Raw genomic sequence first — 25,214 nt, 5'->3', positions numbered from 1 at the left:
ATGGCCGGCCCCGCCCTCCTCGTCGTCGCCCACGGCAGCCGCGACCCGCGCCACGCCGCGACCGTCCACGCCCTGGTGCGGGCGGCGGGCGCGCTGCGGCCCGGCGTCCGGGTCGAGACGGCGTTCCTGGACTTCGACGTGCCGTCCGTGCCCGCCGCCCTGGCGGCCCTCGCGGCGGACGGCGTACGGGACGTGGTGGCCCTGCCCCTGCTGCTCAACCGGGCGTTCCACGCCAAGGCCGACCTCCCCGCCGCGCTGCGGCAGGCGCCGCCGGCGCTGCGGGTCCGCCGGGCGGACGTGCTCGGCCCGTCGCCGCTGCTGCTGCGCGCGGTGGAGCGGCGGCTGTACGAGGCGGGGCTGACCCCCGCCGACCGGCCCGCGACCGGGATCGTCCTGGCCGGCGCGGGCTCCTCCGACCCGGAGGCGAACGCGGTGTTCGCAGAAACGGCGCGGGAGCTGCGGCGTACCGGTTGGTGCGCCGTGCGGCCCGCGTTCGCCTCCGCATCCCTCCCCCGCACCGAGGACGCGGTGCGGGCGCTGCGCGCCGAGGGCGTCCGCCGGGTGGCCGTCGCCCCGTACGTGATCGCCCCGGGCCGGCTGCCCGACCGCATCGCGGCGGGCGCGGCCGGCGCCGACGTGCTGGCCGGCGTCCTCGGCCCGGCCCCCGAGCTGGCCCGGCTGCTGCTCCACCGCTACGACGAGGCCCGCGCACCCCGCCCGCTGGCCGCCGCCGTCTAGGGCGCCCGGTCCGCCTCCGGCGGGGTGGGCGGGCGGCGCTCCGGCGGGCTGAGCGGGACCGGGGCCAGGGGCTGCGGTGGGTGCCCGGCCGGGACGCGTTCGAGGACGCCGCCCGCGAAGACGTCGTAGAGCGGCAGTGTCTCCAGGTGCACGTAGCCGATGTGGCAGTCGCAGACGGCGAGCGGGCAGGGGCGGGGGGCGAGCCGCGCGCGGTACGAGCCGTCGTAGAGGTTGCCCAGCTCGGCGCGGACGAAGTGGCAGCGGCGGACCGTGCCGTCGCCGTCGACGGAGACGACCGACTCGCCCGTGCGGCAGGGCAGCCCGGCCGAGCGGTGCGGGTGGCGGCTGTAGGGGAACAGCGGGTCGAGGGCCGTCCAGAGGGCGGCCTCCTCGTCCGTGTACGTGTGGCCCTCCGCCGCGTTGACCCACAGGTAGACGTGGGCGGGCAGGGCGGCGCGCAGCCGCCGGGCGTGCGCCAGGTGCGCGGGCAGCCCGACGACGCCGACGCTGAAGCGGACGCCCCGGTCGGCGAGGTCGCGGGCCTTGGCCAGGAACCGCTCGTAGGGGGTCTGGCCGGGGTGGTAGGTGCACCACAGGGCGACGGTGGCCGGGTCGGCGTCGGCGAGCCAGTCCGTGCGGCAGCTCAGGTTGGTCTGGATGGCGACGCGCCGCACGTGCGGCCGGTGGGACAGCTCGACGAGGGCCCGCCGGTACCAGGAGCGGACCAGCCCCTCGCCCCACGGCGTGAACAGCACGGAGAGCCGGTCCCCCGTCCGCTCCCCCGCCCAGCGGGTGAACCGCTCCAGCGCCGCCCGGTCGGCGCGCAGCCGCTCGGTGCTGTCGCGGCGCTTGGCGAAGGGGCAGTAGGGGCAGTCGTAGTCGCAGGAGGCGAGCGGCCCCCGGTACAGGATCGTCAGGTCCACGGTGTCGGCTACCTCGGTTCGTACGCGGCCATCGCGGCCCGGACGGCGGGTGAGAACAGCTCGGGGCCCAGCGCGTCGGAGTGTGCGAGGCCCTCCGGCGACAGGCGCAGCGCCCCGGAGCCGTCGTCGAGGAGCCAGCCGCGCCCGGCGAAGGCGGCCAGCTCGGCGGGGAAGTCGTCGTACGGGTCGGTGCCGAAGCGGGCCCGGTAGTCGGCGAGCGGCATGCCCCGCGCCTGGAGCAGCGACTGCAGGAGGTGCCGGCGGCGCGCCTCGGCGCCGTCGACGCGCCGGCCGTGGACGGCGCGGCCGAAGTCCTCGGTGGCCGTGTAGGCGTCGATGATCCCCCGTATCCGCCCCATGTCGACGGCGTAGTCGAAGGAGTAGTGGAGCGTGGAGGTGTACGAGCGGGCCCCGCAACCGAGGCCGATCATGCCGTCGGTCTGGCAGGCGTGGTCGTCGGGGCCCTGCGGGGCTGCGTCCGGGCGGCGGAACATCCGCATCGACACCTGTTCGTAGCCGTGCGCGAGGAGGTGGTCGCGGCCCTGCCGGTACAGGGTGAGGCGCTGCTCGTCCCACTCGCGGTCGGTGTGGGCGGTGCGGCGGGCGAGTCCGGTGAGGGGGCGGACGTACAGCGGGTACAGGTACAGCTCCTCGGGCCGCCAGGCGAGGGCGGCGTCGAGGGAGGCGCGCCAGCTGGCGGGGGTCTGGCCGTCGATGCCGTAGATGAGGTCGATGTTGAGGACGGGGACGCCCGAGTCGCGGATGCGGCCGAGCGCGGCCTCCACGTCGGCGCGGCGCTGCGGCCGGACGGCCGCCCTGGCCTCCTCGTCGACGAAGCTCTGCACGCCGATGCTGACGCGGGTGGCGCCCCGTGCGGCGAGGACGGCGAGCCGGTCGGCGGTGGCCGTGGCCGGGGACGTCTCGACGGAGAGCGGGACGGCCCGGAGGTCGGCGCCCATGCGCCGCTCCGCGATGTCGCAGAGGCGGTCCAGCTCGGCGGCGGTGAGGAAGGTGGGGGTGCCGCCGCCGAAGGCCGCGTTGGCGAAGCGCACCGGGCCGCCCGCCCCGCCGCCCGCCCCGCCGTCCGACGTGTCGAGGGCGTCGCGGACGGCGGCGGCCTGGCGGTCGAGGGCGTCGAGGTAGCGGCCGGTGAGCCCGTCGGGGGCGCCGATGCGGGTGAAGAGGTTGCAGAAGCCGCAGCGGACCTCGCAGAAGGGGATGTGGAGGTAGAGGGAGAGGGCGTCCTTGGCCTCGCCCCGCCACAGCTCGCGCAGCGCGGGCCGGTCCTCCAGCGGCCGGTACGCGGTCTTGTGCGGGTAGGCGTAGACGTACGCCTGGTAGGGGCGCACGGGCGGAAGGGCCGGGGGCTCGGGTGCCGGGGTGGCCGGTGCCGGCTGGCGCGCCGGGGCGGCCGGGAGCCGCGCGGGGGCCGTGGGGGCCGGGGTGGCTGCGGCGGGGGCGGTTCGGGCCGCTGCGGGCGGGTTCATGCGGACGGCTCCAGGAAGAAGTGGGCGTAGGGCACCGTCCACACGGCCTCGTGGCCGAGGCGGTGACCGGTGTAGCCGTCGTCGCCGTACGCGGTGCCGTGGTCGGAGCAGACGATGGCGAAGCAGCGGCGGCGCGAGCTCATCGCGGCGAACAGCCGGCCGACGTGCCGGTCCACGTACTCCAGCGCGGCGGCGTGCGTGGCGCGGCTGTCGCCGTCCTCGCGGGAGGCTCCGGGCAGGTGGAACCAGTTGGGCTGGTGCAGCGCGGACACGTTGACGAAGAGGAACAGCCGCCGCTGCCGCGGGAGTCCGGCGACGATCCGCTCGACCCGCTCGACCTGCGCCTCGAAGGACACGGGCGACGCGACGCCGAACTCCGGCTCCCAGTGGCTCTCCTGGAACAGGCCGGGCAGGACGCCGCCGAGCGCGCCCCGGTTGGTGAAGAAGCCGACGCCGCCCACGCACACCGTGCGGTATCCGGCGGCGGCGAGGCCGGACACGAGGTCGGGCGTGTCGAAGACGTAGGTGCGCCGCGCGGTCGTCTCGCTGCCCGCGAACCGGGCGGCGAACAGCCGGGGGTGCGGGCCCGGCGCCGCCGGGGTGGGCAGGAAGCCGGCGAAGATCGCCTGGTGGGAGGCGTAGGTGAAGCTGCCCGGCGCGTGCCGCTTCTCCCAGGCGCCGCCGGGCAGGTGGCGGGCGAGGTTCGGCAGGCGCCCGGCGGCGGCCAGTTCGGCGGCCACGTCGTGGCGCAGGGTGTCGAGGGTGAGCAGGAGCAGGTCGTCCCGGCCGACGACCTCGTTCATGTCGGGCTCGTCTGTGTCGGGCTCGTTCGTGTCGGGCCCGTCTGTGTCGGGCCCGTGCGGGGCGGGCTCGTGCGGGGCGGGGCCGGGCGTGCTGGGCCCTCGCGTGTCGGGCCCGGCGGTGCCGGGCCCGTACGTGTCGGGCCCGTGCGTGCCGGGCCCGTACGTGTCGGGTTCGCGTGCGTCGTCGGGCAGGGGCGCGGGGTCAGGCGGGTGCACGGTGGTTCCTCGTGTGGTTCCGGTCAAGGCGGTACTGGACGGCGGCGACCTGGGCCGCGTAGGTGTCGAGGCCCTCCGCGCCGCTGCCGGGCAGGCCGGTGAGGCCCGGCAGGAGATCGCCGAAGGCGTTGACCTCGGCGACGGCGAACCGGCGCCAGCCGACCGCCGGGAGCAGGTCGACCCCGACGCAGAGCGTGCCGGGGAAGCGGGCCGCGGCCCGCTCGCAGGTCTCCAGGGCGTCCGCCCAGCGGGGGCCCGCGGCGGCGGTGGCCGCGGTGAGGTCGCCGCGCCGCCCGCCGAGGTGCAGGTTGGTCATGGGCGTGCGGCTGGTGCGGACGACGGCGTGGGTGGCCCGGCCGGCGACCACGACGACCCGCAGGTCGGCCGCCCGGCCGTCCAGGGACGCCTTGGGCCACCACCGCTCGATGTGCAGCCCGTCCGGGGCGAGCGCGTCGGCCAGGGCCGCGACCTCCCGCTCGCTCGTGACGCGGCGCACGCGCAGCGAGTTGTGGAGGCGGCCGTCCTCGGCGGTCTCCACGGAGGTGGTCGCCCTGATCCTGCCGCGCCCGGCCGTCTCGACGGCGACGACCCCGGAGGCGGACGAGCCGTGGGCGGGCTTGAGGAACACGCGCGGCATGCCGCGCGCCTCCATCAGGGCCCGTACGTCGTCCCAGCCGCGCACCGGCGTGCCGCCGCCGGAGGTGGGCGACTCGGGCACGGGCACCCCCGCGCCGGCCAGGACGCCGTGGCAGCGCCGTTTGTCGAAGAGGACGGCCAGCTCACCGGGGTCGTCGAGGTGCACCCCTCCCCTGAGCGACCGCACGGCGGCGGTGAACCGCTCATACCAGCGGGCGCCGCCCTCGACGCGGGTCGGGTCGTCCACCCCGCGCAGCGCCCGGTCGACGGCGGCGTCCTCACCGGGCGAGTCGAGCCGTACGACCTCGTCGGGCGCGAAGTCGGCGCCGCCGTCGCGCAGCACGTCCGCCCACGGCACGACGCGCGGCGCGGGCAGCCCGGCCTCGCGGACCGCACGGGCGAACAGGGCCACCCGGCGGTTCGCGGGGTTGGCGACGACCGCCCAGCGGCGCGGCGCTCCCTTCGTCACGGCCGGTCCGTCACTCGCCGACGGCGACGTACCGCCAGACGCGGCCGTCCCACTCGTCCTCGTCGGCGTGTCCCGGGTCGAGGTCGAGGACGACGCCCGCGCTCTCCAGGGTCTCGCGCAGACGCTGCCGCAGCGGCTCGGTGAGGTAGTTGTGGTGCAGGTCCAGCCTGTCGAGGTGGGTGAGCGGCTGGCCGCCGAGCAGCGCGGTCGCGCCCTCGTCGGTGAGGACGCCCTTCGACAGGTCGAGGGAGGTCAGCCGGGCGACGACGGGCGCGGAGGCGACGGCCGCCGCGATGGCGTCCTCGATGTCGCTGTTGACCAGGGCGAGGTGGCGCAGGGCGGGCAGCCGGGAGCCGTCGAGGATCGGTGCCACGTCCTCGACGGCGCAGTCGCCGCCGTACTGGTCGGTGCCCAGCCACAGCTCCAGGGACCGCAGCGCGGGCAGGTCGCAGGCCGCGACGCCGCGCACGGCCTCGGCGTGCATGCCGCCGGTCTCCACGAGGAGGGACCGCAGCCGCCGGTGGGCGGCGGCGGAGAAGGCGAGGCCCGTGCCGCCGCGTACGCCGAACTCCTCCAGGTCGGGGAAGCCGTCGAGCAGCGGGGTGACGTCGCCCTGGGTGATCCAGGAGATCTCGCACTCCTCGGACTCCATGTCGCCGAGGAACAGACCGCGCAGGGAGGTGAGCCGGCCGCGGGCGTCCAGGAGCGCCCGGATCACCTTCTCGGGGCCGTTCTCGTACGCCTCCTCCCAGGCTCCGACGACGATCGCGCGGACCGCGCCGGGGTCGACGGCCGCCGTGAAGCGGGCGAACGCCTCGGGCCAGGTCTCCTCCGCGTCGTAGGTGTCGACCGAGACGCGCCAGGCGACGGCGCCCGCGTCGGGCAGCTTCGTCCCGGCCTGGTCCTCGGGGCCGGGGAAGTCGTAGACGGGCAGCCCGCACCACTCGTTCTTGTGACTCACCATGGGATGTCCGCCGTTCCTCGTGCGTCGCCGTCGATGTGCTGCCAGTTGTAGCAAGCGCCACTGACACCGGGCCCGGCCGGGCCCCGTTGTCAGACCCCCGCCCTACGGTCGGAGGACGACGCGGCGCACCGGGCGGCGCGGGGGAAGGGGACAGGTATGTACCGGCAGGGGGACGTGCTGATCGTTCCGCTGGACGAGGCGGCCGTGCCGCCGCACGCCGCGGACGCTCCGCAGGAGCCGCGGGACGCCCGCGGGCGGCTGGTGCTGGCGCTCGGCGAGGTGACGGGGCACGCCCACGCCGTGCTGGGGCCGGGGCGGCTGCTGCGCGAGCCGGGGGCGGTCGGGCCACTGCTGCTGCACCTGCCGGACGGGGGGCGGGTGGTGCACGAGGAGCACGCCGCGATTCCGCTGCCGAAGGGGTGGTACCGCGTGGTGCGGCAGCGGGAGTACGTGCCGGGCTCGGTGCGGCTCGTGGCGGACTGAGGGGCGGGGAGACGGGTGACGGGACCGAGGGTGACGAGGGAATCGACGGAAGCGACGGGGATGGCGGCGGGTGCGGGGATGACGGCGACGGTGGGAACGGCGGGGACGACCGGGGTGACCGGGGGGATCGGGGGTGCCGGGGCGGTGGGTCCGGTGGGGGCCGGCGGGGCGGCGGAGCCGGCCGGGGTGCCGGCGGGCGCGGCGGCGGGTGACGTGGACGGGTGGCGGGCCGTCGCGGCGGCGACGGGGCCGGCGGACCGGGCGGCGGCGGAGGCGGGCGTGCGGCTCGCCTACCGCCGGGCGGGCCTGGCGGAGCCGGAGCGGATCGTGTGGGCGGGCTCGCCCCGCGCGGCGCTGCGGCTGCTGCGGGAGGCGCCGGACGGCCCGTGCGGGCCCGCCGCGCGGGGGAGGTCGGTGCGGGAGGCGGTGCGCAGCGCGCCGTGGGCGGCCGAGCGGGGCCGGCTGAACGAGCTGCTCGGCGCGCGCGGATGGGGGCGGCGGTGGGCTGTGACCGGCGCCCGCCTGTGGGAGACGACGGAGCGGCTGGCCGACCGGATCCGGGCCGGTCTGGTCGAGGAGGCGGCCGGGGGCCCCGCCGACGAGGCGGAGGTGCGGCTGCTGCTGCTCGACGCGGTACTGGGCCAGCACGACGCGGCGTGGCTGTGCGCGTTCGGCACGGAGCCCGGCTCGCCGCTCGAAGGACTCGCCGCCGTGGCCCGGTCGGCGGGCTGGTGGTGGCCGTACGAGCGGCTGGCCGTCGTGTGCGAGCGCCCGGTGGAGCTGCACCGGGACGAGGCGGGCCGGCTGGACCGCGGGGACGGCCCGGCGCTGGCGTACGGGGACGGCTTCGCGCTCCACGCGTGGCGGGGCATGCCCGTCCCGGCGGCCTTCCCGGCGGAGCTGCGGGCCCTGACGCCGGAGCGGATCAGGACCGAGGAGAACGCCGAACTGCGCCGGGTGATGCTGGAGTTCTACGGCTACGACCGCTATCTGCGCGAGTCGCGCGCCAAGCCGGTGCACCGGGACGACACGGGGGTGCTGTGGCGGATTCCCCTGCCCGACGACGAGGACGTGGCGATGGTGGAGGTCGTCAACTCCACGCCGGAGCCGGACGGGACGAGCCGCACGTACTGGCTGCGGGTGCCGCCGGACACCCGGACCGCCCGGCAGGGTGTGGCGTGGACGTTCGGCCTGGAGGCCGACGCGTACGCGCCGCTGCGGGAGACGTGACCGGTGCGCCCGGCGTCGGGGGGCGCCGGGCGCGCCGGTCGCACCGCGGCCCGCGGGACCGGTGGGTCAGGAGTGGTCGAGGCGGCCCGTGCGGGTGCGCTTCAGCTCGAAGAAGTGCCGGTGTCCGGCGAGGGTGCGGAAGGCGTCGAAGAGGCGGACGGCCTCCTCGCCGCGCGGGATCGCGCCGAGGACGGGGCCGAACCAGACGGCGCCGTCGACGTGGAGGGTCGGGGTCCCCACGTAGCCGCCGGCTGCGGGGTCCCGGCCCGCGTCGTGGCTGCGGCGGACCGCCTCGTCGTACGCGGGGTCCGCCGCGGCCTTCGCCAGCCCGGCGGGCAGGCCCAGTTCCGCCAGCGCCTGTGCGACGACGGCGTCGAAGTCGCCGTCGCCGTCCCGGTGGATGCGGGTGCCGAGGGCCGTGTACAGGTCGCGCAGGACGCCCTCGCCGTGCCGTTCGGCGGCGGCCGCCGCGACCCTGACGGGGCCGAGGGACCGGTCGACGAGGTCCCGGTACCACGCGGGCAGTTCGTTGCCCTCGTTGTGCAGGTACAGGCTCATCACGTGGAAGCGGACGTCGAGGGCGCGGTGGCGTTCGACCTCCAGGATCCAGCGGGAGGTGATCCAGGCGAAGGGGCAGGCGGGATCGAACCAGAGGTCGACGGCGGCGGGCTGCTCGGTGCTCATGTCCGGGACGCTAGCCGCCCGGTGGACCGGGGGGACGGGCCAATCACCCTTCCGTTCCCTGGGCCATTTCCGTTTCCTGGGCCATGTCCGCCAGTTTCAGCACGGTGTTCCAGTTGCGCGTGGTGGCCACGAGGCCCTTGACCACGGCCGGGCGGGCGAGGGCCTCGGCCAGCTTCGAGCGGCCCATGCCGTGCGGGAGGTGGAGGTAGAGCGCCCGGTCCCCGAGCCGGAACTCCTCCGGGAGGTAGGCGGCCGGGTCCACGGAGGCGAAGCGGCCGGGGGTCGCGGACGCGGAGAGGTACGTGACGTGCAGCTGCCGGGGCTCCAGCCGCGCGGCGGGGTACGGGCAGGCGTCGGCCACCGCCCGCAGGTAGGACCCGCTCCGGACGAGGCAGCCGACCCGGAACCCGAAGTGCTCCGCCACCGCCTGCTCGATCCCCGCGGCGAGGGCGTCCTCGTCCTCCCCGGAAGCCGTGGTGAAGAAGGCGTTGCCCGACTGGAGGTAGGTCCGCACGCCGGTGTGGCCGAGCCCGGCGAGCACGGCGCGCAACTCCGCCATGGGCATCTTCCGCCCGCCGACGTTGACGCCGCGCAGGAGGAGGGCGTATCGGGAAGTCGTCGTCATGCCCGCCACCCTAGGCAGGAGCCGCCGCGCCCGGCGTACCGGGGAGCGGCGCGGGGCCCGGTGCGCGGGCACACCGGGCGGCCTCCCCCGCCCCCCGCCGGGTCCGCCGTCGACGCAGGGGCCGCAGCGGACGTCGGGTACGAGGGGGACGTCGGGTACGAGGGGGACGTCGGGGGCCCTGAGGACGTCCGAGGCGCCGGAGCGGCGTCTCGCCCGCGCTGAGAGGTGGCGGGGACGGGGGAGGCTGAGGAAGCCCGTGGGGCCGCGGGGGCTCAGGGGCCGGGCGCGGCGGGATGGGCCGGGTGGGAGACTGGGCGGCGTACTGGTGGCGGCGGGCGCGGGTCCGCGGGGTGAAGGGCTGGGCGCGGTATGGACGAGGCGCGGGCGCGGGAGGTCCTGGACGCTGCGGGGTTCGCGGCGGGCGGCGGGGCCGCGCCGCTGGCGCTGGCGCTGGGCGAGAACGCGGTGTTCGCCGTCGGCGACCTGGTGGTCAAGGTCGGCCGGGACGCGTCGCTGCTGGACCGGGCGCGCCGCGAGGTCGCGGTCGCCGGGTGGCTGGCGGACTCGGGGGTGCCCGCGGTGCGGGCGGCGGAGCCCGGGGCGCGGCTGGTGGAGGGCCACCCGGTGACGGTGTGGCGGCGGCTGCCCGGCGCCGTGAGGCCCTCGGAGCCGCGCGACCTGGCGCCGCTGCTGCGCCGGGTGCACGCGCTGCCCGCCCCGCCCTTCGCGCTGCCGGGCCGGGATCTGCTGGGCGGCGTCGAGCGGTGGCTGCGGCTGGCCGGGGACGCGATCGACCCGGCGGACGCGGCGTTCCTGCGGGAGCGGCGGGACGCGTTCGCGGGGGCGGCCGCGGCGCTGGTGCCGAGGCTGGAGCCGGGCCCGATCCACGGCGACGCGCTGCCGCGCAACGTCCACGTGGGCCCGGACGGGCCGGTCCTCGTCGATCTGGAGACGTTCTCGCTGGACCTGCGTGAGCACGACCTGGTGGTGCTCGCGCTGTCGCGGGACCGGTACGGCCTGGACCCGGCGGCGTACGACGCGTTCACCGCCGCGTACGGCTGGGACGTGCGGGAGTGGGACGGCTGCGCCGTGCTGCGCGGGGCGCGGGAGACGGCGAGCTGCGCGTGGGTCGCCCAGCACGCGAAGACCCGCCCGGCCGCGCTGGCCGAGTTCCGCCGCCGCGTCGCGTCGCTGCGGGACGACGACCCGGAGGTCCGCTGGTACCCGTTCTGACGGGCTGCCATGATGGGCCGGTCACAGCCGTGTAGATCCCGCCGGACATCGGAGCAGCGCGCATGCGTGTGGAACTCGCCGAAGTGGCCCTGGAGGTCGAGGACAGCGGTGGTCCGGGCCCCGCGGTGCTGCTGGTGCACGGCTTCCCGGACACCCGCGCGTGCTGGCGCCGCCAGGTGCCCGTGCTGAACGCGGCCGGGTACCGGACGATCACCCCCGATCTGCGCGGGTTCGGCGGCTCCGGCCGGCCGGCTCGGACGGCTGCCTACGCACCGCGCCGTTCGGCGGCGGACATGGTGGAGCTGCTCGACCGGCTGGGCGTGGACCGGGTGCACCTCGTGGGCCACGACTGGGGGTCGGGCGTCGTGCAGGGCGTGGCCATGGCCGTGCCGGACCGGGTGGCGAGCCTGTCGCTGCTGTCCGTGGGCCACCGTGGCGCGCTGGGCGACGGCGGCTGGGAGCAGCGCAGCCGCTCCTGGTACATGCTGCTGTTCCAGTACGAGGGGATCGCCGAGGAGTGGCTGCTGCGGGACGGGGCCGCGCACCTGCGCGAGTTCCTGGCCGAGCACCCGGACGCCGGGGAGGCCGTGGAGCGGCTGGCGGAGCCGGGCGCGCTCACCGCGGCGCTGGCGGTCTACCGGGCGGGGCTGCCGCCGAAGGCGCTGTTCGGGCCGGATGTGCCGCTCCCCTCGCTGCCGGGCCCCGTGCTGGGGATGTGGAGCACCGGGGACCGCTTCCTCACCGAGGAGGCGATGACGGGCACGGAGAAGTACGTGGACGGCTCCTGGCGTTACGAGCGGGTCGAGGGCGCGGGGCACTGGCTGCAACTGGAGGCGCCCGAGCGGGTCAACGCGGCCCTGCTGGCGTTCCTCGCCGAGCACTCCTGAGGCGCCGGCCTTGGGCAGTGCCGGCCTTTCTCGCCGGGCGTCCCTGGGGCGCCGGACCCGGGCGCTCGCGGACCGGCCGCGTACTCCCGGAGGTCCGGGACGTGCTGGAGGCAGGACGGTCCGGGACGGTCGTGGGCGGGCCGGGAGGCCCGGTCAGCCGGTGGCCGCCGCCGGGGCGGAGGGCGCCAGCCCCTCCGGTACGGGGGCGGGCTCCCGCAGCGGCCAGCGCGGGTCGACCACCGCGTCCGGGCTGCCCTTGCGGCGCAGGAAGCCCTGGAAGTCGGCGGCCCACTGCGCGTACCACTCCACCTGACGGGCATGCAGCTCGCGCGGGGTCAGCCGGGCCACCAGCGCGTGCCGCTCGGCTATCGCGCAGGCGACGAGCACGGCGGCCAGCGCGTCGGCGGCGGCCTCGTGCGCCCCGTCCAGCGCCACGCCGTACTCGGCGCACACCGCCTCCAGGTTCCGCTTGCCGCGCCGGTAGCGGTCGACGGACCGGTCGATGGTGTACGGGTCGATGACGGGCCCGATCGGCAGCCCGCCGAGCCGGTCGCGCAGCGAGGGCAGCCCGTGCCGCCGCAACTCGGCGGTGAGCAGGGTCAGGTCGAAGGCGGCGTTGTACGCGACGACGGGCACGCCGCGCGCCCAGTACCCGGCCAGGGCGTCGGCGACCTCGTCGGCGACCTCACGGGCCGGGCGGCCCTCGGCGGCGGCCCGCTCGCTGCTGATGCCGTGGATGGCGGCGGCCTGCGCGGGGATGCGGACGCCGGGGTCGGCGAGCCACTCGCGCCGCGCCAGCGTGCGCCCGTCCCGCACCTCCACGACCGCCGCCGTGACGATCCTCGCCTCGAACGGCTCCGTCCCCGTCGTCTCCAGGTCGAAGCCGACGAGTGTCTCCCCGTGCCAGCGCATGCCAGAACCTCCTTCGCGGCGCCGCGGTCCGCGCGGCGCCCTCCCCCAATGGGCTTTCACCCTCGCACGCGGCACTGACAACGCGGCCCGCACCCCTCGGAACCAGACAACGGCGGGCAATGCGCTCACGGGTGAGCGAAGGGGGCGGAAGCGGCCTGCGGAGCGCCGCCCCTTCCCCGGCCGTCAGGAGACGGGGCGCGAGTCCGCCCAGAACGACTCGAACTCCTCGCGGTACGTCTCGAAGAGCCCGTGGTCGCCGTCCGGCGACGCGGTGACGACGGACCGGCGCCCGCCCCGCAGGACGAGCACGGGCGCCTCCATCCCGCGGGCCCGCCGCAGGTAGGACTGGACGACGCCGACGCCGTCGGGCCCGTCCCCGTCGACCAGGTAGGCGGTGAAGCGGGGGGTCTCGTCGAACACCTGGATCTCGAAGGCGCCCGGGTCGCGCAGCTTGGAGCGGACCCGCCGCATGTGCAGGATGTTCATCTCCACGGAGCGGCTGAGCTCGCCCTTCCTGATGCCCAGCTCCCGCTCGCGCCGCTTGACGGCGCTGCTCGCCGGATTGAGGAACAGCAGCCGTATCCGGCACCCGGACTCGGCGAGGCGGACGAGCCTGCGGCCGGAGAAGTTCTGCACGAGCAGGTTGAGGCCTATGCCGATGGCGTCGAGGCGCCGCGCCCCGCCGAACAGGTCCTCGGCGGGCATCTGGCGCTGGAGCCGCACCCGGTCGGGGTGGACGGACACCACGTCGGCGTACCGGTCGCCCACCAGGTCCTCGACGGCGTCCACGGGCAGCCGGTGCGCGGACGGCACGCCCGCGCCGCTGCCCAGGATCTCCAGCAGGCGGGCCGAGGCGCGCTCCGACTGGTCCAGGACGGTGCGGGACAGGGCCCGGTTGCGGGAGACGACGTTGCGCGTGACCTCCAGCTCGTCGAGGGCCAGCTCCAGCTCGCGCCGGTCGTCGAAGTACGGCTCGAAGCAGGGCCAGTGCTGGACCATCAGCTCGCGCAGCTGGGGCAGCGTCAGGAAGCTGAGGACGTTGTCGTCGGCCGGGTCCAGCAGGTAGCCCTTGCGGCGGGACACCTCGCGGACGGCGACGGCCCGCTGCACCCACTCCTGCCCCGCGGGACCGGCGGCGGCGACGACCCAGTCGTCGCCGTGCATCGGCTCGTAGACCGGCCGCAGTACGGCGGCCACGACCGCCCGCAGGCGCTGTTCGACCAGATTCAGCCAGATATACGCCCGTCCCGCGCGCTGGGCGCGGGTGCGCACCTCGCTCCAGTCCCGGGCGTCCCATTCCAGCTCCGCGCCGATCTCCATCGGCCGGGCGAGTGAGACCGCGCCGGGCGGGACATCTGCGGAGTCAGTGGAGTCCCCCTCATGACCCGAGTCACCTGGGGGCAGCTCCAGCCCTCCCGAGCTCACCCGCGCACCGCCTTCTGGTTCCGAACGCCCGTCTCCAACGATCAAGGAAGGGTACTCCGGGAGGGCGACGCGATGCAGCCCGATGGACAGGCCCGTTCGCCCACGTCCCTTGGTTTCCGCGGTGGTTTGGGAGTCCGGTGCGGGCGGAGTGAGCTGATTCATAGTGGTGGGCGACCATGTCGCCGGGCCCGGCGAGGCTCACCCGTGCGGGTGAGGGGGGAACGGCGTACCGAAGGGTGCGGAGTTGACCCCTCCGCACCCCGGCGGGCCCGCGCGACCGCCCGGCCGCCCGCCCGGGCCGCGCCGGGCCGCAACCGGCCGCCCGGTGCGGCGGCGACCGGGCAGCCCCTCCCCCGGCCGCGCCGGCGCGATCGCCCAGCGGGCCCGAGGGGACCCTCTCCGGCCTCCCAAGAGGGTCGATTTCCGGCCAGAACACCGCACCGCGCCGCTCTCCGGTCACCCGGTAGGACCGTCCGGCGTCCTAGGCAGAGCGAATGATTTCAGGGAGTATCAGGCGGAGTGACCCATTAGCCGGATCAGAATGGAAGAGTCTTATCTATGCAGGTCTGGCCGGGACAGGCTTACCCCCTCGGCGCCACCTACGACGGCGCCGGCACCAACTTCGCGGTCTTCTCCGAGGCCGCCGACCGGATCGAGCTGTGCCTGCTGCACGAGGACGGCTCGGAGACGGCCGTGGAGCTGCGGGAGACCGACGCCTTCGTGCGCCACGCCTACCTGCCCGGGGTGATGCCGGGCCAGCGGTACGGCTTCCGCGTGCACGGGCCGTACGCGCCGGAGCGCGGACTGCGCTGCAACTCCGCGAAGCTGCTCCTCGACCCGTACGCCCGCGCCGTCGCCGGGACCATCGACTGGGACGAGGCGGTCTACGGCTACCACTTCGGCCGGCCGGACTCCCGCAACGACCTCGACTCGGCGCCCCACACCATGTCGTCCGTGGTCGTGAACCCGTACTTCGACTGGGGCGACGACCGGCCGCCGCGCACCGACTACCACCGCACGGTGATCTACGAGGCCCATGTGAAGGGCCTGACGATGCTCCACCCGGCGCTCCCCAAGGAACTGCGCGGCACCTACGCGGGGCTGGCGCACCCGGCGATCATCGAGCACCTCACCGAGCTGGGCGTCACCGCCATCGAGCTGATGCCGGTCCACCAGTTCGTCCACGACCACCGGCTGGTGGACGCGGGGATGGCGAACTACTGGGGCTACAACACGATCGGCTACTTCGCCCCGCACAACGCGTACGCCTCCTGGGGCGACCGGGGCCAGCAGGTGCTGGAGTTCAAGTCGGCGGTCCGGGCCCTGCACAAGGCGGGCATCGAGGTCATCCTCGACGTGGTCTACAACCACACGGCCGAGGGCAACCACCTGGGTCCCACCCTCTCCTTCCGGGGCCTGGACAACGCCTCGTACTACCGGCTCGTCGAGGACAGCCCCCGGTACTACATGGACACCACCGGCACCGGCAACTCGCTGCTGATGCGCTCCCCGCACGTCCTCCAGCTGATCATGGACTCGCTGCGGTACTGGGTGACGGAGATGCGCGTCGACGGCTTCCGCTTCGACCTGGCGGCGACGCTGGCCCGCCAGTTCCACGAGGTGGACCGGCTGTCGTCCTTCTTCGACCTGGTCCAGCAGGACCCGGTGGTCAGCCAGGTCAAGCTGATCGCCGAGCCGTGGGACGTGGGCGAGGGCGGCTACCAGGTCGGCAACTTCCCGCCGCTGTGGACCGAGTGGAACGGCAAGTACCGCGACACGGTCCGCGACCTGTGGCGCGGCGAGCCGAGGACGCTCGCCGAGTTCGCCTCCCGGCTGACCGGGTCCTCCGACCTGTACCAGGACGACGGGCGCCGACCGCTCGCCTCCGTGAACTTCGTGACCTGCCACGACGGCTTCACCCTGCGCGACCTCGTCTCGTACGACGAGAAGCACAACGACGCCAACGGCGAGGACAACCGGGACGGCGAGAGCCACAACCGCTCCTGGAACTGCGGCGCCGAGGGCGAGACCGACGACCCGGACGTCCGGGCGCTGCGGATGCGCCAGATGCGCAACTTCATCGCCACGCTGCTGCTCTCCCAGGGCGTGCCGATGCTCAGCCACGGCGACGAGTTCGGCCGGACGCAGGGCGGCAACAACAACGCGTACTGCCAGGACGGCGAGCTGTCGTGGGTGCACTGGCCCGGCAGGGAGGACGAGGGCGGGAAGGAGCGCGACGGCGGGAAGGGCGCCAGGGGCGGTGGCAAGGACGCCAAGGCGGAGGGGAAGGAGAAGGAGCGGGAGCGGGAGCTGGAGCGGGAAGCCCGGGAGCGCGAGGAGGCCAGGGCGCTGCTGGAGTTCACCCGGTCGATGGTGTGGCTGCGCCGCGACCACCCCGTGTTCCGGCGCCGCCGCTTCTTCCACGGCCGCCCCGTCGAGGGCACCCACGACGACCTGTCGGACATCGCGTGGTTCAGGCCGGACGGCCGGGAGATGACCGCGCGGGACTGGCAGGCCGCCCACGCCAAGGCGCTGTCGGTCTTCCTCAACGGGCACGCCATCTCCGAGCCGGGCCCGCGCGGCGAACGGATCTCCGACGACTCGTTCCTGCTGATGTTCAACGCGGGCGCCGACGAGCTGGAGTTCGTCGTCCCGGTCAACCACGGCCGCCAGTGGCAGGTCGTCGTGGACACCGCCGAGCCGGAGGGCGTCGCGCCGGGCCAGGGCGACAAGGTGGCGGCCGGCGACCGGCTCACCCTGGTCGGCCGCAGTCTGACGGTGCTGCGCCGCCCGGCGTAGCACCCGCGCTACCGGCCGGCCCTGCCCCCGCCGGCCGCGCCGGCTCCCGGCCGCTCCGGCTCCCGGCCGCTCCGGGGCGGGTGGCGGCCGGAGGCGGGGAGCGTCGCCCCGGACGGGGCGGGCCGGCACCGGCCGGGGCGGGCGACCAGGGGCGGGCGACCGGGGTGCAGGCCGCCGGGGCGCGCGGGCGACCGGGGTGCGGGCCGCCGGGGCGGGTCGGCCGAACGAGGTCATCGGCTGGGGCGAGGAGAGGCGCGGCGCACGGGCGGGTACGTACGTGTCCATGACGTCCCACGCGCCCAGCTCCCCCCTCGCCACGTACCGGCTCCAGCTCCAGCCCGCGTTCCCGTTCGGGGCCGCCGCCGAGGCGGTGCCGTACCTCGCCTCCCTCGGCGTCACCCATCTGCACCTGTCGCCGGTCCTGGAGGCCGTGCCCGGCTCGGCGCACGGCTACGACGTGACCGACCACGGCCGGGTACGGGAGGAGCTGGGCGGCGAGGCGGGGCTGCGGGAGCTGGCCCGCACCGCCCGGACGCACGGCCTGGGCCTCGTCGTCGACCTGGTGCCCAACCACATGGCGGCCGCCCTCCCGCACAACCGCGCGCTGTGGGAGATGCTGCGCGACGGCCCCTCGTCGCCGTACGCCCGCTGGTTCGACGTCGACTGGGAGGCGGGCGGCGGCAAGGTGCTGCTGCCGGTCCTGCCGGCCCGGCTCGGGGACGTGCTGGACGACCTGCGGGTCGACGCGGAGGCGGGGGTGCTGCGGTACGGGGAGCAGGTGTTCCCGCTGCGCGCCGGGACGGCGGGGCTGCCGCTCGCCGAGCTGCTGGACGCGCAGTGGTACCGGCCGGCGTGGTGGCGGCTGGCCCGCACCGAGCTGAACTACCGGCGGTTCTTCACCATCTCGGACCTGATCGGGGTGCGCGTCGAGGACCCGGAGGTGTTCGAGGCCACCCACGCGAAGATCCTGGAGCTGGTCCGCGACGGCGTGGTCGAGGGCCTGCGCATCGACCACCCGGACGGGCTCGCGGACCCCGAGGCGTACCTGCACGCGCTGGACCGGGCGACGGGCGGGGCCTGCTGGACGGTGGTGGAGAAGATCCTCACCGGTGACGAGCGGCTCCCGGCGGGCTGGCCGGTCGCGGGCACGACCGGCTACGACGCGCTGCGCCGCGTGGACGGCCTGTTCGTGGACGGGGCGGGCGCGGCCGAACTGGAGGCGCTCTACCGGCGGTTCGCCGCCCCGCCCGGCGACCGGGGCGGCCACTGGGCGGCGACGGCGCGCCGGGCCGCGTACAAGGTGGTGACGCACGAGCTGGCGGCGGAGGTGGCGTACCTGACCCGGACGGCCGCGCGGGTGTGCGCGGCGGACCCGCGGCTGCGGGACCACGCCCCGTGGGCGCTGCGCGCGGCGGTGCGGGAGCTGCTGATCCGGGTGCCGGTGTACCGGCCGTACCGGATCGGTGGGGAGGACGTGCTGACCGGGGAGGCGGCGGCCGAGGCGCGGGCGGCGTTCGCGGTGCCCGAGGAGGCGGCGGCGGTGGACGTCGTACGGGACCTGGCGCTGGGCCGGCTCGGGGAGGGGCCGGACGCGGCGGCGTTCCGGGCGCGGTTCGCGCAGACGGCGTCGGCGCTGCGGGCCAAGTCGGTGGAGGACACGGCGTTCTACCGGTACGTGCCGCTGCTCTCGGCGAACGAGGTGGGCGGCGATCCGGGCCGGCCGGCGGTGGACCCGGCGGAGTTCCACGCGTACTGCGCGCGGATCGCGCGGGACTGGCCGGCGACCGGGACGGTGCTGTCGACGCACGACACGAAGCGGAGCGCGGACGTGCGGGCGCGGATCGCCGTGCTGTCGGAGTGCCCCGGCCGGTGGGCGAAGCTGCTGGGCGACGTGGCACGGGTGGCGGCGCCGGACGGGCAGCTGGCGTGGGCGGCGTGGCAGACGGCCCTCGGCCTGTGCGGGGCGGACGGCGGGGCGGGCGCGGGCGGCGGGGTCGGCGGGGTTGGCGGGGTCGGCCGGGTTGGCGGGGGCTCGGCGGACGGCAGCCCGGCTGGGGGTGCGGCCGGCGGTACGGCCGGCGGTACGGAGGCGGCGGGCGGGGGCCCGGTGGAGGGGCGGCTCGGCGGGGCGCTGCTGAAGGCCGTGCGCGAGGCGGGGCTGCACACGAGCTGGACGGAGCCCCACGAGGCGTACGAGGCGGCGGCGGCGCGGTTCGTGGCGGGCGGCCCCGCGGGGCCCGGCGCGCACCCGCTGGCGGAGCTGGCGCGGGAGCTGGACCCGCATGTGCGCGCGAACGTGCTCGGCGCCGCGCTGCTGCACCTGACCATGCCGGGCGTACCCGACCTGTACCAGGGCACCGAGGCGGTGTACGAGGCGCTGGTCGACCCGGACAACCGGGCGCCGTTCCGGCGGGTGCGGCCGGACGAGAAGACGGCGGTGACACGGGCGGCGCTCCGGCTGCGGCGGCGGCACCCGGAGGTCTTCGGCGCCTCGGGGACGTACACGCCGCTGGCGGCGGAGGGGCCGGCGGCGGGCCACTGCGTGGCGTTCCTGCGCGCCGACCGGGTGGTCACGGCGGTGACGCGGCTGTCGCTGCGGCTGGCGGAGGCCGGCGGCTGGGCCGGTACGGCGCTGACGCTGCCCGGGGGCCGCTGGGTGGACGTGCTGGACGGCTCGCGGATCCTCGACGGCGGGCGCCCGGTCGCGGTGGCCGAGATCTTCGCCGAGCGGCCGGTGGCGCTGCTGAGCCGCGCCGGGTGAGCGGGGGCGTACGGGCGCAGGCGACGGTCCGGCGGGGCGCTCGCTCCGGAGCCTGCCCGGAGCCGCCGTGGCCTTCAGCGGGAGGCGAGGCGGAAGGCCATGTGGCCGAAGGCGACCGCGTCACCCGGCTGGACGACGACCGTACCGGTCACGCGCCGGCCGTTCACGGTGGTGCCGTTCGTGGAGTTGAGGTCGCGCAGGACCCACAGGCCGCCCTGCATCCCCAGCTCGGCGTGGAGCCGGGAGACCGTCTCGTGGCTGAGCCGCAGCCCGTTCGCCGGGTCGCGCCCTATCCGCAGCGGGTGCGGGCCCGGCTCCGGCAGCAGCAGCTTCGGCAGCCGCTCGGCCTGCCAGGCGTGGCGCAGCCGCACCGAGAACGCGGAGACCTTCTCGACGGCGCCGAACAGCCGCCGCGACCAGGCCCCGTCCCGCTCCCGCAGGTCGTGGGTGAGCGCCGCCAGCTCCTCGGAGTGGCGGGCGGTCAGGGCGAGTTCCATGCGGCGCAGGAACGTGTCGTGGGACAGCTTGCCCTGCACCGCGCCCTCGCGGAGCAGCTCCAGCGCCGCGTCCCGCTCGGCGTCCGACAGCCGGGCGGGATGCGCCTGGGGCTCGAAAGGCGACGTCACGAGGGTGATTGTCGGCCGCGGGGGCCCGCAGTGTCCAGACGGGCCGTCACCGGGCGGCCCCGCGGCACCGGGCGGCCCGGCGGCACCGGGCGGCCCCGCGGCACCGGCGGCGAAGTGCCGTGCCTACCGCCGCGCGGCTTGCCAGGATGGTCCCGGTACGGGTGGCCGGTCGACGACGAGGGGATCTCCGGTGCTGTTCGAGGTGTGGGCGCCGAACGCGCGCGAGCGGGTGGAGCTGGAGCTGGAGGGTGCCCGGCACCCCATGGAGCGCGACCCGCTGCGCGAGGGGTGGTGGACGGTGGCGGCGGGCGGCTCCGGCGGCGTACCGGACGGGGCGCGGTACGGGTTCTCGCTGGACGGCGGCCCGGTGCTGCCCGATCCCCGGTCGCGGCGCCAGCCGGACGGGCCGGACGGGCTGAGCGCGGTGGTGGACCACGGCGCGTACGCGTGGCGGCACGAGCCGCCGGGGCGCGGGCTGCGCGGCGCGGTCCTGTACGAACTGCACGTGGGGACGTACACGCCCGAGGGCACGCTCGACGCGGCGGCGCGGCGGCTGGACCACCTGGTGCGGCTGGGCGTGACGCACGTGGAGCTGATGCCGCTGTGCCCGTTCCCGGGGCGGCACGGCTGGGGGTACGAGGGCGTGTCGCTGTGGGCGGTGCACGAGCCGTACGGCGGCCCGGCGGCGCTGCGGCGGTTCGTGGACGCGGCGCACGGGCTGGGGCTCGGCGTGGTGCTGGACGTGGTCCACAACCACCTGGGCCCCTCCGGCAACCACCTGCCGGCCTTCGGCCCGTACTTCACGGAGACCCACCACACCCCGTGGGGCGCCGCGGTGAACCTGGACGCGCCGGGCTCGGACGAGGTGCGGGCGTACCTGCTGGGCAGCGCGCTGGCCTGGCTGCGGGACTACCGGATCGACGGGCTGCGGCTGGACGCGGTGCACGCGCTCGCCGACACGCGGGCGCTGACCTTCCTGGAGGAGCTGTCGGCCGCGGTGGACGGGCTGGCCGCCGAGCGGGGGCGGGAGCTGTTCCTGGTCGCGGAGTCGGACCTGTGCGACCCGCGGACGACGACTCCGCGCGCCGAGGGCGGCCTCGGGCTGCACGCCCAGTGGAACGACGACTTCCACCACGCGCTGCACACCGCGCTGACCGGCGAGGCGCAGGGGTACTACGCGGACTTCGCGCGGGCGCCGCTGGCCGCGCTGGCCAAGACGCTCGGGGAGGTGTTCTTCCACAACGGGACCTTCTCGTCCTTCCGGGGCCGCACGCACGGCCGCCCCGTGGACGTGGAGCACGCGCCGGCGCACCGCTTCCTCGGGTACGCGCAGACCCACGACCAGGTGGGCAACCGCGCGCAGGGCGACCGGCTCGCGGCGTCCCTCTCCCCCGGCCTGCTGGCGTGCGCGGCGGCGCTGGTGCTGACGGGGCCGTTCACACCGATGCTGTTCATGGGCGAGGAGTGGGGCGCCGGCACGCCGTGGCAGTTCTTCACCGACCACACGGACCCGGAGCTGGCCGACGCGGTGCGGCGCGGGCGGCGGCGGGAGTTCGCCGAGCACGGCTGGCGGGAGGAGGACGTGCCGGACCCGCAGGACCCGGCGACGCGCGACCGCTCGTGCCTGGACTGGAGCGAGCCGGAACGCGAACCGCACGCCCGGCTGCTGGACTGGTACCGGCGGCTGGTCGCACTGCGGGCCGCCGAGCCGGACCTGACCGACCCGGACCTGGCCGCGGTGCACGTGTCGTACGACGAGGAGGCCCGCTGGTTCGCGTACCGGCGCGGTGACGTGCGGGTCGTGGTGAACCTGGCGGACCGTCCGGCGCGCGTCCCGCTGGGGCCGGACGGGCTGCGGGTGCTCGCCGCGTGGGAGCCGGTGGAGCTGCCGGGCCCGGAGGGCGGGGAGCTGCTGGTCCCGGCGGAGTCCTGCGTGGTGCTGGCTGCTTCTCTCTAAGGCTCGGTTCGGCTCCGAAGCGCTGGAGCCCGCGCCGACGGTCGCCCGTGCTCGGCCCCTCCTTCGTCGGGGCCTCCGCGCGCGCTCCCTTTCGGCACGGGCGCGCCCCTTCGCCTCACTCGCCGGGCTCCCCGGGCCCGGCGCGCGGGTGCGTGCCGTCCCGGGCGGGCAGGGGCTCAGCCGGTCGTGAGCCGGGCGGTCAGGTCCGCTGCCGGTGCGGACGGTTCGCCGGGGTGGAGCAGTACGACGCGGTGGGTGAGGCGGGGCTCCACGAGGGGGACGGCGGTGGCGGCGGGCGCGGCGGGGACGGTGGCCGGGAGGAGGGCGAGGCCCTGCCCGGCGGCGGCGAGCGCGGTGAGGGTGCGCAGGTCGGTGCCGTCGTAGCGCAGGGCGGGCCGGAAGCCGTACGTGCCGTGGGCGGCGCGCAGGTGGTCGAGGGGCAGGCCCGCGGCGGGGGCGTCCACCCAGCGGGCGCCGGTCAGCTCGCCCAGGCGCAGGCCGGCCCGATGGGCGAGCGGGTGCGTCGCGGGCAGGTGGACGGCGAGCGGGGCCTCGGCGACACGCAGCGCGGTCAGGGTCTCGGTGCCGGGCGGCGGAAGCGGGTCCTGGTCCCCGGCGCGGGTGACGCCGTCCACGAGGCCCAGCGCGGCGGCGCCCGAGGCGACCGCGGCGGGTATCTCGTCGCGGGGCCGTACGGACAGGGTGACGCGGGCGGTGGCGGCCGGGAGGGCGGCGAGCAGCCGGGCGCCGACGGCCAGCGGGGCCGCGGCGACGGCCAGTTCGCCGTCGGGCGCGGCGGCGAGGCGGGCCAGTTCGGCGCCGGCCGCGTCGAGGCGCAGCAGGAGCGGCACGGCGTGCTCCAGCAGGCGCGCGCCGGCGACGGTGGGGACGACGGGCCGCCGGGTGAGGAGGGGCAGGCCGAGGTGCCGTTCCAGGGTGGCGACGTGCCGGGCCACGGTGTCGCGGGAGCACCCGAGTTCCCGCGCGGCGGCCGGGAAGGAGGCGAGCCGGGTCACCGTCACGAACGTGCGCAGCAGATGGGCGTCCATGGGGCCCAGTCTGGCCGGTCGGCCCCGGCGCCCGTCAGCCGAGCCCGCACCCGGCGGCACGGCCGCGGCGCCTTCCGTCAGGCCCCCGCCCCGCACCCGGCAGCCCCCTCCGGCGCCGCCCCGGTCGCCCCCGCCTGTCCGGCGGGCCGCATCGGCGACCGGCGCCCCGTACCGGCGGGCCGCATGGCGGCCGGCACCCCGTCGCGCGCCGCCCGTGCCCGCCCTCCCCGCGGCCTTCCGCCCCCCGCCCCGCTCTCGCCGCCGCGCCCGAGTCCGCCCCGCGCGCCCGCGTCAGCCGACCCGGACGACGAGGTCGGCGCGGGCGCGGCCGGGTGCGACCAGCCGGGCGTTGGCCTCGTCGGATTCGCGCACCCACCGTTCGGCGGCGGCGCGGTCCCTGCCGTACCGGACGTGCCGGGCCACCAGGCGCCGCACCCGCAGGGCGTCGTCGGTGTCCACGTACCAGACCTCGTCCAGCAGGGGACGGACCGGTGCCCACGCGGGGTCGTAGTGCAGGAGGTAGTTGCCCTCGGTCACGACGAGGGGCACGTCGGGCGGGACGGGCACGCTGCCCGCGACCGGTTCCTCCAGGGCGCGGTCGAAGGCGGGCGCGTAGACGGTGACGCCCGGTTCGGCGGCCCGAAGCCGGGCGAGCAGCACCCGGTACCCGGCGGCGTCGAACGTGTCGGGGGCGCCCTTGCGCTCCGCGCGGCCGAGGCGGTCGAGCTCGGCCCCGGCGAGGTGGAAGCCGTCCATGGGGACGAGGACGGCGAGCCCGTCCAGCCCCTCCACCAGGCGGGCGGCCAGGGTGGACTTGCCCGCGCCGGGCGGGCCGGCGAGGCCGAGGAGGCGCCGCGCGCCGGGGACGGCGAGGCGGCGGGCACGGGCGGTGAGGGCGTCGAGCCGCCGTGCGTCGACGGTGGGCGTGGCGTCCATGGGGCCTCCGTTGTCCGGCTGCGTGAAGTTTCTCGATTGGTGGCTACCGACCGGTAGCCGGAGCGCCGCATTCCGTCCACTATGTGACACGAGCATGGCAAGGAACGCTCGCGACCCCCCACGAAGGAGACCTCCATGCCCGCTGGCACCGCTCTGCCCGGACGCAAGCCCGCTCTCCCCGGACGCACCGCCCGCCGCCGCGCCCTCACCGTCGCCGCCACCGCGGCCCTGGCCCTGGCCTGGCCCGTCCAGGCGCAGGCCGCGGCCCCGGCCGAGGCGCCCGCCCGCCCGGCCGCCGCCGTCGCGGCCACGGGCGGCATCGCCCACCTCAAGGGCGTGGACTACACGGCCTGGCAGCGCGACGTGGCGGCGGCCCTGGCCTCGGCCCGACCGTACATCGAGCAGCGCACGGCGAACGCCTCCGGCGAGAAGCTGGCGATCGTCCTGGACATCGACAACACGTCCCTGGAGACGGACTTCCACTACTTCTGGGAGTACCCGACCCCGGCCGTCCGCCCCGCCCTCGACCTGGCCCGCTACGCCGACACCCGCGGCGTCGACGTCTTCTTCGTGACGGCCCGCCCCGGCATCATCCACGACCTGACGGCCCGCAACCTCCGCTCCGTCGGCTACCCGGTGGACGGCCTGTACGTCCGCGACCTGCCGGACCTGTTCGCCGAGGTCTCCGCGTACAAGACGGAGAAGCGCGCCGAGATCGAGGCCAAGGGCTACAAGATCATCGCCAACATCGGCAACCGCCCCAGCGACCTGGCCGGCGGCCACGCCGAACGCACCTTCAAGCTCCCCGACTACGACGGCAAGCTCTCCTGACCCACCCGGCCGTCCGGCCACCGGGAACGGGGCGACCGCCGCACCCCCGAGGGGAGCGGCGGTCGCGGTACGTCCGGGCCTCCGCGGCGGGGCGCCCGGGGCCGCGCCGGACGGGCGTCCGCGCGAGGTCACTCCCCCTCGGGGGCGAGCCTCAGCGAGATCGAGTTGATGCAGTAGCGCTGGTCCGTCGGGGTCGGGTAGCCCTCGCCCTCGAAGACGTGGCCCAGGTGGGAGCCGCAGCGGGCGCAGCGGACCTCGGTGCGGACCATGCCGAGGGTGCGGTCCTCGACCAGTTCGACCGCGTCGGTGTCCTTCGGGTCGTAGAAGCTCGGCCAGCCGCAGTGGGAGGCAAACTTCGTCTCGGACGTGAAGAGCTCCGCCCCGCAGGCGCGGCAGGAGTAGACGCCCCTGGTCTTCGTGTCGGTGTACTCGCCGGTGAACGGCGGCTCCGTGCCGGCCTCGCGCAGGACGTGGTACTCCCGCGGGGACAGCTCGGCGCGCCACTGCTCGTCCGGCTTGTCGACCTCGTACGGCATGGTC

22 protein-coding genes are annotated in these 25,214 nt (G+C 76.4%); 9 read left to right on the top strand and 13 right to left on the bottom strand.

Going from position 1 to position 25,214, the window contains the following annotated elements:
* Complete coding sequence (locus CP974_RS25045) at positions 1 to 738, top strand: sirohydrochlorin chelatase (protein ID WP_031135348.1); 738 nt, start codon at positions 1 to 3, stop codon at positions 736 to 738.
* Here CP974_RS25045 and CP974_RS25040 read toward each other — a convergent pair.
* The 5 genes from CP974_RS25040 to CP974_RS25020 form a co-directional block, all read right to left on the bottom strand.
* The gene (locus tag CP974_RS25040) at positions 735 to 1,661 is read right to left on the bottom strand and encodes an STM4011 family radical SAM protein (RefSeq protein ID WP_031135349.1); all 927 of its coding nucleotides are present in this window, start codon (positions 1,659 to 1,661) and stop codon (positions 735 to 737) included. The two genes, CP974_RS25045 and CP974_RS25040, sit on opposite strands and share 4 nt — an antisense overlap.
* Before the next feature lie 8 nt (positions 1,662 to 1,669).
* Positions 1,670 to 3,010: an STM4012 family radical SAM protein gene (locus tag CP974_RS25035; protein ID WP_031135351.1), complete on the bottom strand. Its 1,341-nt coding sequence runs from the start codon at positions 3,008 to 3,010 to the stop codon at positions 1,670 to 1,672.
* 134 nt (positions 3,011 to 3,144) lie between these two features.
* Entirely contained in the window at positions 3,145 to 3,951 is an 807-nt protein-coding gene (locus CP974_RS25030) for an STM4013/SEN3800 family hydrolase (RefSeq protein WP_031135353.1), read from the bottom strand.
* Between the two features lie 202 nt (positions 3,952 to 4,153).
* Positions 4,154 to 5,272, bottom strand: a complete 1,119-nt coding sequence (locus CP974_RS25025) for an STM4014 family protein (protein ID WP_031135355.1) — start codon at positions 5,270 to 5,272, stop codon at positions 4,154 to 4,156.
* 10 nt (positions 5,273 to 5,282) lie between these two features.
* The gene (locus CP974_RS25020; RefSeq protein ID WP_031135357.1) at positions 5,283 to 6,236 is read right to left on the bottom strand and encodes an STM4015 family protein; all 954 of its coding nucleotides are present in this window, start codon (positions 6,234 to 6,236) and stop codon (positions 5,283 to 5,285) included.
* A gap of 156 nt (positions 6,237 to 6,392) precedes the next feature.
* Here CP974_RS25020 and CP974_RS25015 point away from each other — a divergent pair, with 156 nt between their 5' ends.
* Together CP974_RS25015 and CP974_RS29785 are read left to right on the top strand one after the other, a co-directional pair.
* Positions 6,393 to 6,719: a DUF8820 family protein gene (locus tag CP974_RS25015; protein WP_031135359.1), complete on the top strand. Its 327-nt coding sequence runs from the start codon at positions 6,393 to 6,395 to the stop codon at positions 6,717 to 6,719.
* A gap of 78 nt (positions 6,720 to 6,797) precedes the next feature.
* On the top strand, positions 6,798 to 7,949 hold the full coding sequence (locus CP974_RS29785; protein WP_159311446.1) for a DUF6745 domain-containing protein: 1,152 nt from the start codon (positions 6,798 to 6,800) through the stop codon (positions 7,947 to 7,949).
* A 66-nt stretch (positions 7,950 to 8,015) separates the two neighbouring features.
* On the opposite strand, the gene CP974_RS25005 is transcribed toward CP974_RS29785, so the two are convergent.
* Complete coding sequence (locus CP974_RS25005; RefSeq protein ID WP_069978647.1) at positions 8,016 to 8,633, bottom strand: mycothiol-dependent nitroreductase Rv2466c family protein; 618 nt, start codon at positions 8,631 to 8,633, stop codon at positions 8,016 to 8,018.
* Between the two features lie 43 nt (positions 8,634 to 8,676).
* Complete coding sequence (locus CP974_RS25000; protein ID WP_031134665.1) at positions 8,677 to 9,258, bottom strand: DUF1697 domain-containing protein; 582 nt, start codon at positions 9,256 to 9,258, stop codon at positions 8,677 to 8,679.
* A gap of 369 nt (positions 9,259 to 9,627) precedes the next feature.
* Between CP974_RS25000 and CP974_RS24995 the strand changes: the two genes are divergently transcribed.
* Complete coding sequence (locus CP974_RS24995; RefSeq protein ID WP_031134663.1) at positions 9,628 to 10,491, top strand: phosphotransferase enzyme family protein; 864 nt, start codon at positions 9,628 to 9,630, stop codon at positions 10,489 to 10,491.
* Positions 10,492 to 10,553: 62 nt separating this feature from the next.
* Positions 10,554 to 11,378 carry an alpha/beta fold hydrolase gene (locus CP974_RS24990; protein ID WP_031134661.1) on the top strand — a complete coding sequence of 275 codons (825 nt, stop codon included), beginning with the start codon at positions 10,554 to 10,556 and terminating at the stop codon, positions 11,376 to 11,378.
* Between the two features lie 153 nt (positions 11,379 to 11,531).
* Here the strand turns inward: CP974_RS24990 and CP974_RS24985 are convergent, their stop codons facing one another.
* Together CP974_RS24985 and CP974_RS24980 are read right to left on the bottom strand one after the other, a co-directional pair.
* Complete coding sequence (locus tag CP974_RS24985; protein WP_037938800.1) at positions 11,532 to 12,290, bottom strand: 3'-5' exonuclease; 759 nt, start codon at positions 12,288 to 12,290, stop codon at positions 11,532 to 11,534.
* A 183-nt stretch (positions 12,291 to 12,473) separates the two neighbouring features.
* Positions 12,474 to 13,715 (bottom strand): DUF5919 domain-containing protein, encoded by a 1,242-nt coding sequence (locus CP974_RS24980; protein WP_078915788.1) that lies wholly within the window; start codon positions 13,713 to 13,715, stop codon positions 12,474 to 12,476.
* Between the two features lie 558 nt (positions 13,716 to 14,273).
* Here CP974_RS24980 and glgX point away from each other — a divergent pair.
* Complete coding sequence (gene glgX / locus CP974_RS24975; RefSeq protein WP_031134655.1) at positions 14,274 to 16,514, top strand: glycogen debranching protein GlgX; 2,241 nt, start codon at positions 14,274 to 14,276, stop codon at positions 16,512 to 16,514.
* A 283-nt stretch (positions 16,515 to 16,797) separates the two neighbouring features.
* Positions 16,798 to 19,275 (top strand): malto-oligosyltrehalose synthase, encoded by a 2,478-nt coding sequence (gene treY, locus CP974_RS24970; RefSeq protein ID WP_031129347.1) that lies wholly within the window; start codon positions 16,798 to 16,800, stop codon positions 19,273 to 19,275.
* A 74-nt stretch (positions 19,276 to 19,349) separates the two neighbouring features.
* Here the strand turns inward: treY and CP974_RS24965 are convergent, their stop codons facing one another.
* Positions 19,350 to 19,901, bottom strand: a complete 552-nt coding sequence (locus CP974_RS24965) for an FHA domain-containing protein (protein WP_031129346.1) — start codon at positions 19,899 to 19,901, stop codon at positions 19,350 to 19,352.
* Positions 19,902 to 20,091: 190 nt separating this feature from the next.
* On the opposite strand from CP974_RS24965, the gene treZ reads away from it, so the two are divergent.
* Complete coding sequence (gene treZ / locus CP974_RS24960; RefSeq protein ID WP_031129345.1) at positions 20,092 to 21,858, top strand: malto-oligosyltrehalose trehalohydrolase; 1,767 nt, start codon at positions 20,092 to 20,094, stop codon at positions 21,856 to 21,858.
* A gap of 176 nt (positions 21,859 to 22,034) precedes the next feature.
* Here treZ and CP974_RS24955 read toward each other — a convergent pair whose 3' ends face one another.
* Together CP974_RS24955 and CP974_RS24950 are read right to left on the bottom strand one after the other, a co-directional pair.
* Positions 22,035 to 22,907 (bottom strand): LysR family transcriptional regulator, encoded by an 873-nt coding sequence (locus CP974_RS24955; protein WP_031129344.1) that lies wholly within the window; start codon positions 22,905 to 22,907, stop codon positions 22,035 to 22,037.
* A gap of 291 nt (positions 22,908 to 23,198) precedes the next feature.
* Complete coding sequence (locus CP974_RS24950; protein WP_031129343.1) at positions 23,199 to 23,843, bottom strand: nucleoside/nucleotide kinase family protein; 645 nt, start codon at positions 23,841 to 23,843, stop codon at positions 23,199 to 23,201.
* Positions 23,844 to 23,978: 135 nt separating this feature from the next.
* On the opposite strand from CP974_RS24950, the gene CP974_RS24945 reads away from it, so the two are divergent.
* A complete protein-coding gene (locus CP974_RS24945) occupies positions 23,979 to 24,674 on the top strand; it encodes an HAD family acid phosphatase (RefSeq protein WP_051839057.1) in 696 nt (231 codons plus the stop codon).
* Positions 24,675 to 24,802: 128 nt separating this feature from the next.
* Here the strand turns inward: CP974_RS24945 and msrB are convergent, their stop codons facing one another.
* Positions 24,803 to 25,210, bottom strand: coding sequence for a peptide-methionine (R)-S-oxide reductase MsrB (msrB, locus tag CP974_RS24940; protein WP_031129341.1), 408 nt, complete (start codon positions 25,208 to 25,210; stop codon positions 24,803 to 24,805).
* Positions 25,211 to 25,214 lie beyond the last annotated feature (4 nt).

The sequence above is a fragment of the Streptomyces fradiae ATCC 10745 = DSM 40063 genome, from assembly GCF_008704425.1.
Taxonomy (GTDB): domain Bacteria; phylum Actinomycetota; class Actinomycetes; order Streptomycetales; family Streptomycetaceae; genus Streptomyces; species Streptomyces fradiae.
This window is presented reverse-complemented; position numbering and strand designations above follow the sequence as displayed.

Coding starts and splice junctions, on each gene's coding strand:
- glgX (WP_031134655.1), top strand. CDS start 14,274: ATGCAGGTCTGGCCGGGACAGGCTTACCCCCTCGGCGCCACCTACGAC.
- CP974_RS29785 (WP_159311446.1), top strand. CDS start 6,798: ATGACGGCGACGGTGGGAACGGCGGGGACGACCGGGGTGACCGGGGGG.
- treY (WP_031129347.1), top strand. CDS start 16,798: ATGACGTCCCACGCGCCCAGCTCCCCCCTCGCCACGTACCGGCTCCAG.
- CP974_RS24945 (WP_051839057.1), top strand. CDS start 23,979: ATGCCCGCTGGCACCGCTCTGCCCGGACGCAAGCCCGCTCTCCCCGGA.
- msrB (WP_031129341.1), bottom strand. CDS start 25,210: ATGCCGTACGAGGTCGACAAGCCGGACGAGCAGTGGCGCGCCGAGCTG.
- CP974_RS25030 (WP_031135353.1), bottom strand. CDS start 3,951: ATGAACGAGGTCGTCGGCCGGGACGACCTGCTCCTGCTCACCCTCGAC.
- CP974_RS24955 (WP_031129344.1), bottom strand. CDS start 22,907: ATGGACGCCCATCTGCTGCGCACGTTCGTGACGGTGACCCGGCTCGCC.
- CP974_RS25015 (WP_031135359.1), top strand. CDS start 6,393: ATGTACCGGCAGGGGGACGTGCTGATCGTTCCGCTGGACGAGGCGGCC.
- CP974_RS25000 (WP_031134665.1), bottom strand. CDS start 9,258: ATGACGACGACTTCCCGATACGCCCTCCTCCTGCGCGGCGTCAACGTC.
- CP974_RS24990 (WP_031134661.1), top strand. CDS start 10,554: ATGCGTGTGGAACTCGCCGAAGTGGCCCTGGAGGTCGAGGACAGCGGT.
- CP974_RS24950 (WP_031129343.1), bottom strand. CDS start 23,843: ATGGACGCCACGCCCACCGTCGACGCACGGCGGCTCGACGCCCTCACC.
- CP974_RS25045 (WP_031135348.1), top strand. CDS start 1: ATGGCCGGCCCCGCCCTCCTCGTCGTCGCCCACGGCAGCCGCGACCCG.
- CP974_RS24985 (WP_037938800.1), bottom strand. CDS start 12,290: ATGCGCTGGCACGGGGAGACACTCGTCGGCTTCGACCTGGAGACGACG.
- CP974_RS25020 (WP_031135357.1), bottom strand. CDS start 6,236: ATGGTGAGTCACAAGAACGAGTGGTGCGGGCTGCCCGTCTACGACTTC.
- CP974_RS25005 (WP_069978647.1), bottom strand. CDS start 8,633: ATGAGCACCGAGCAGCCCGCCGCCGTCGACCTCTGGTTCGATCCCGCC.
- CP974_RS24995 (WP_031134663.1), top strand. CDS start 9,628: ATGGACGAGGCGCGGGCGCGGGAGGTCCTGGACGCTGCGGGGTTCGCG.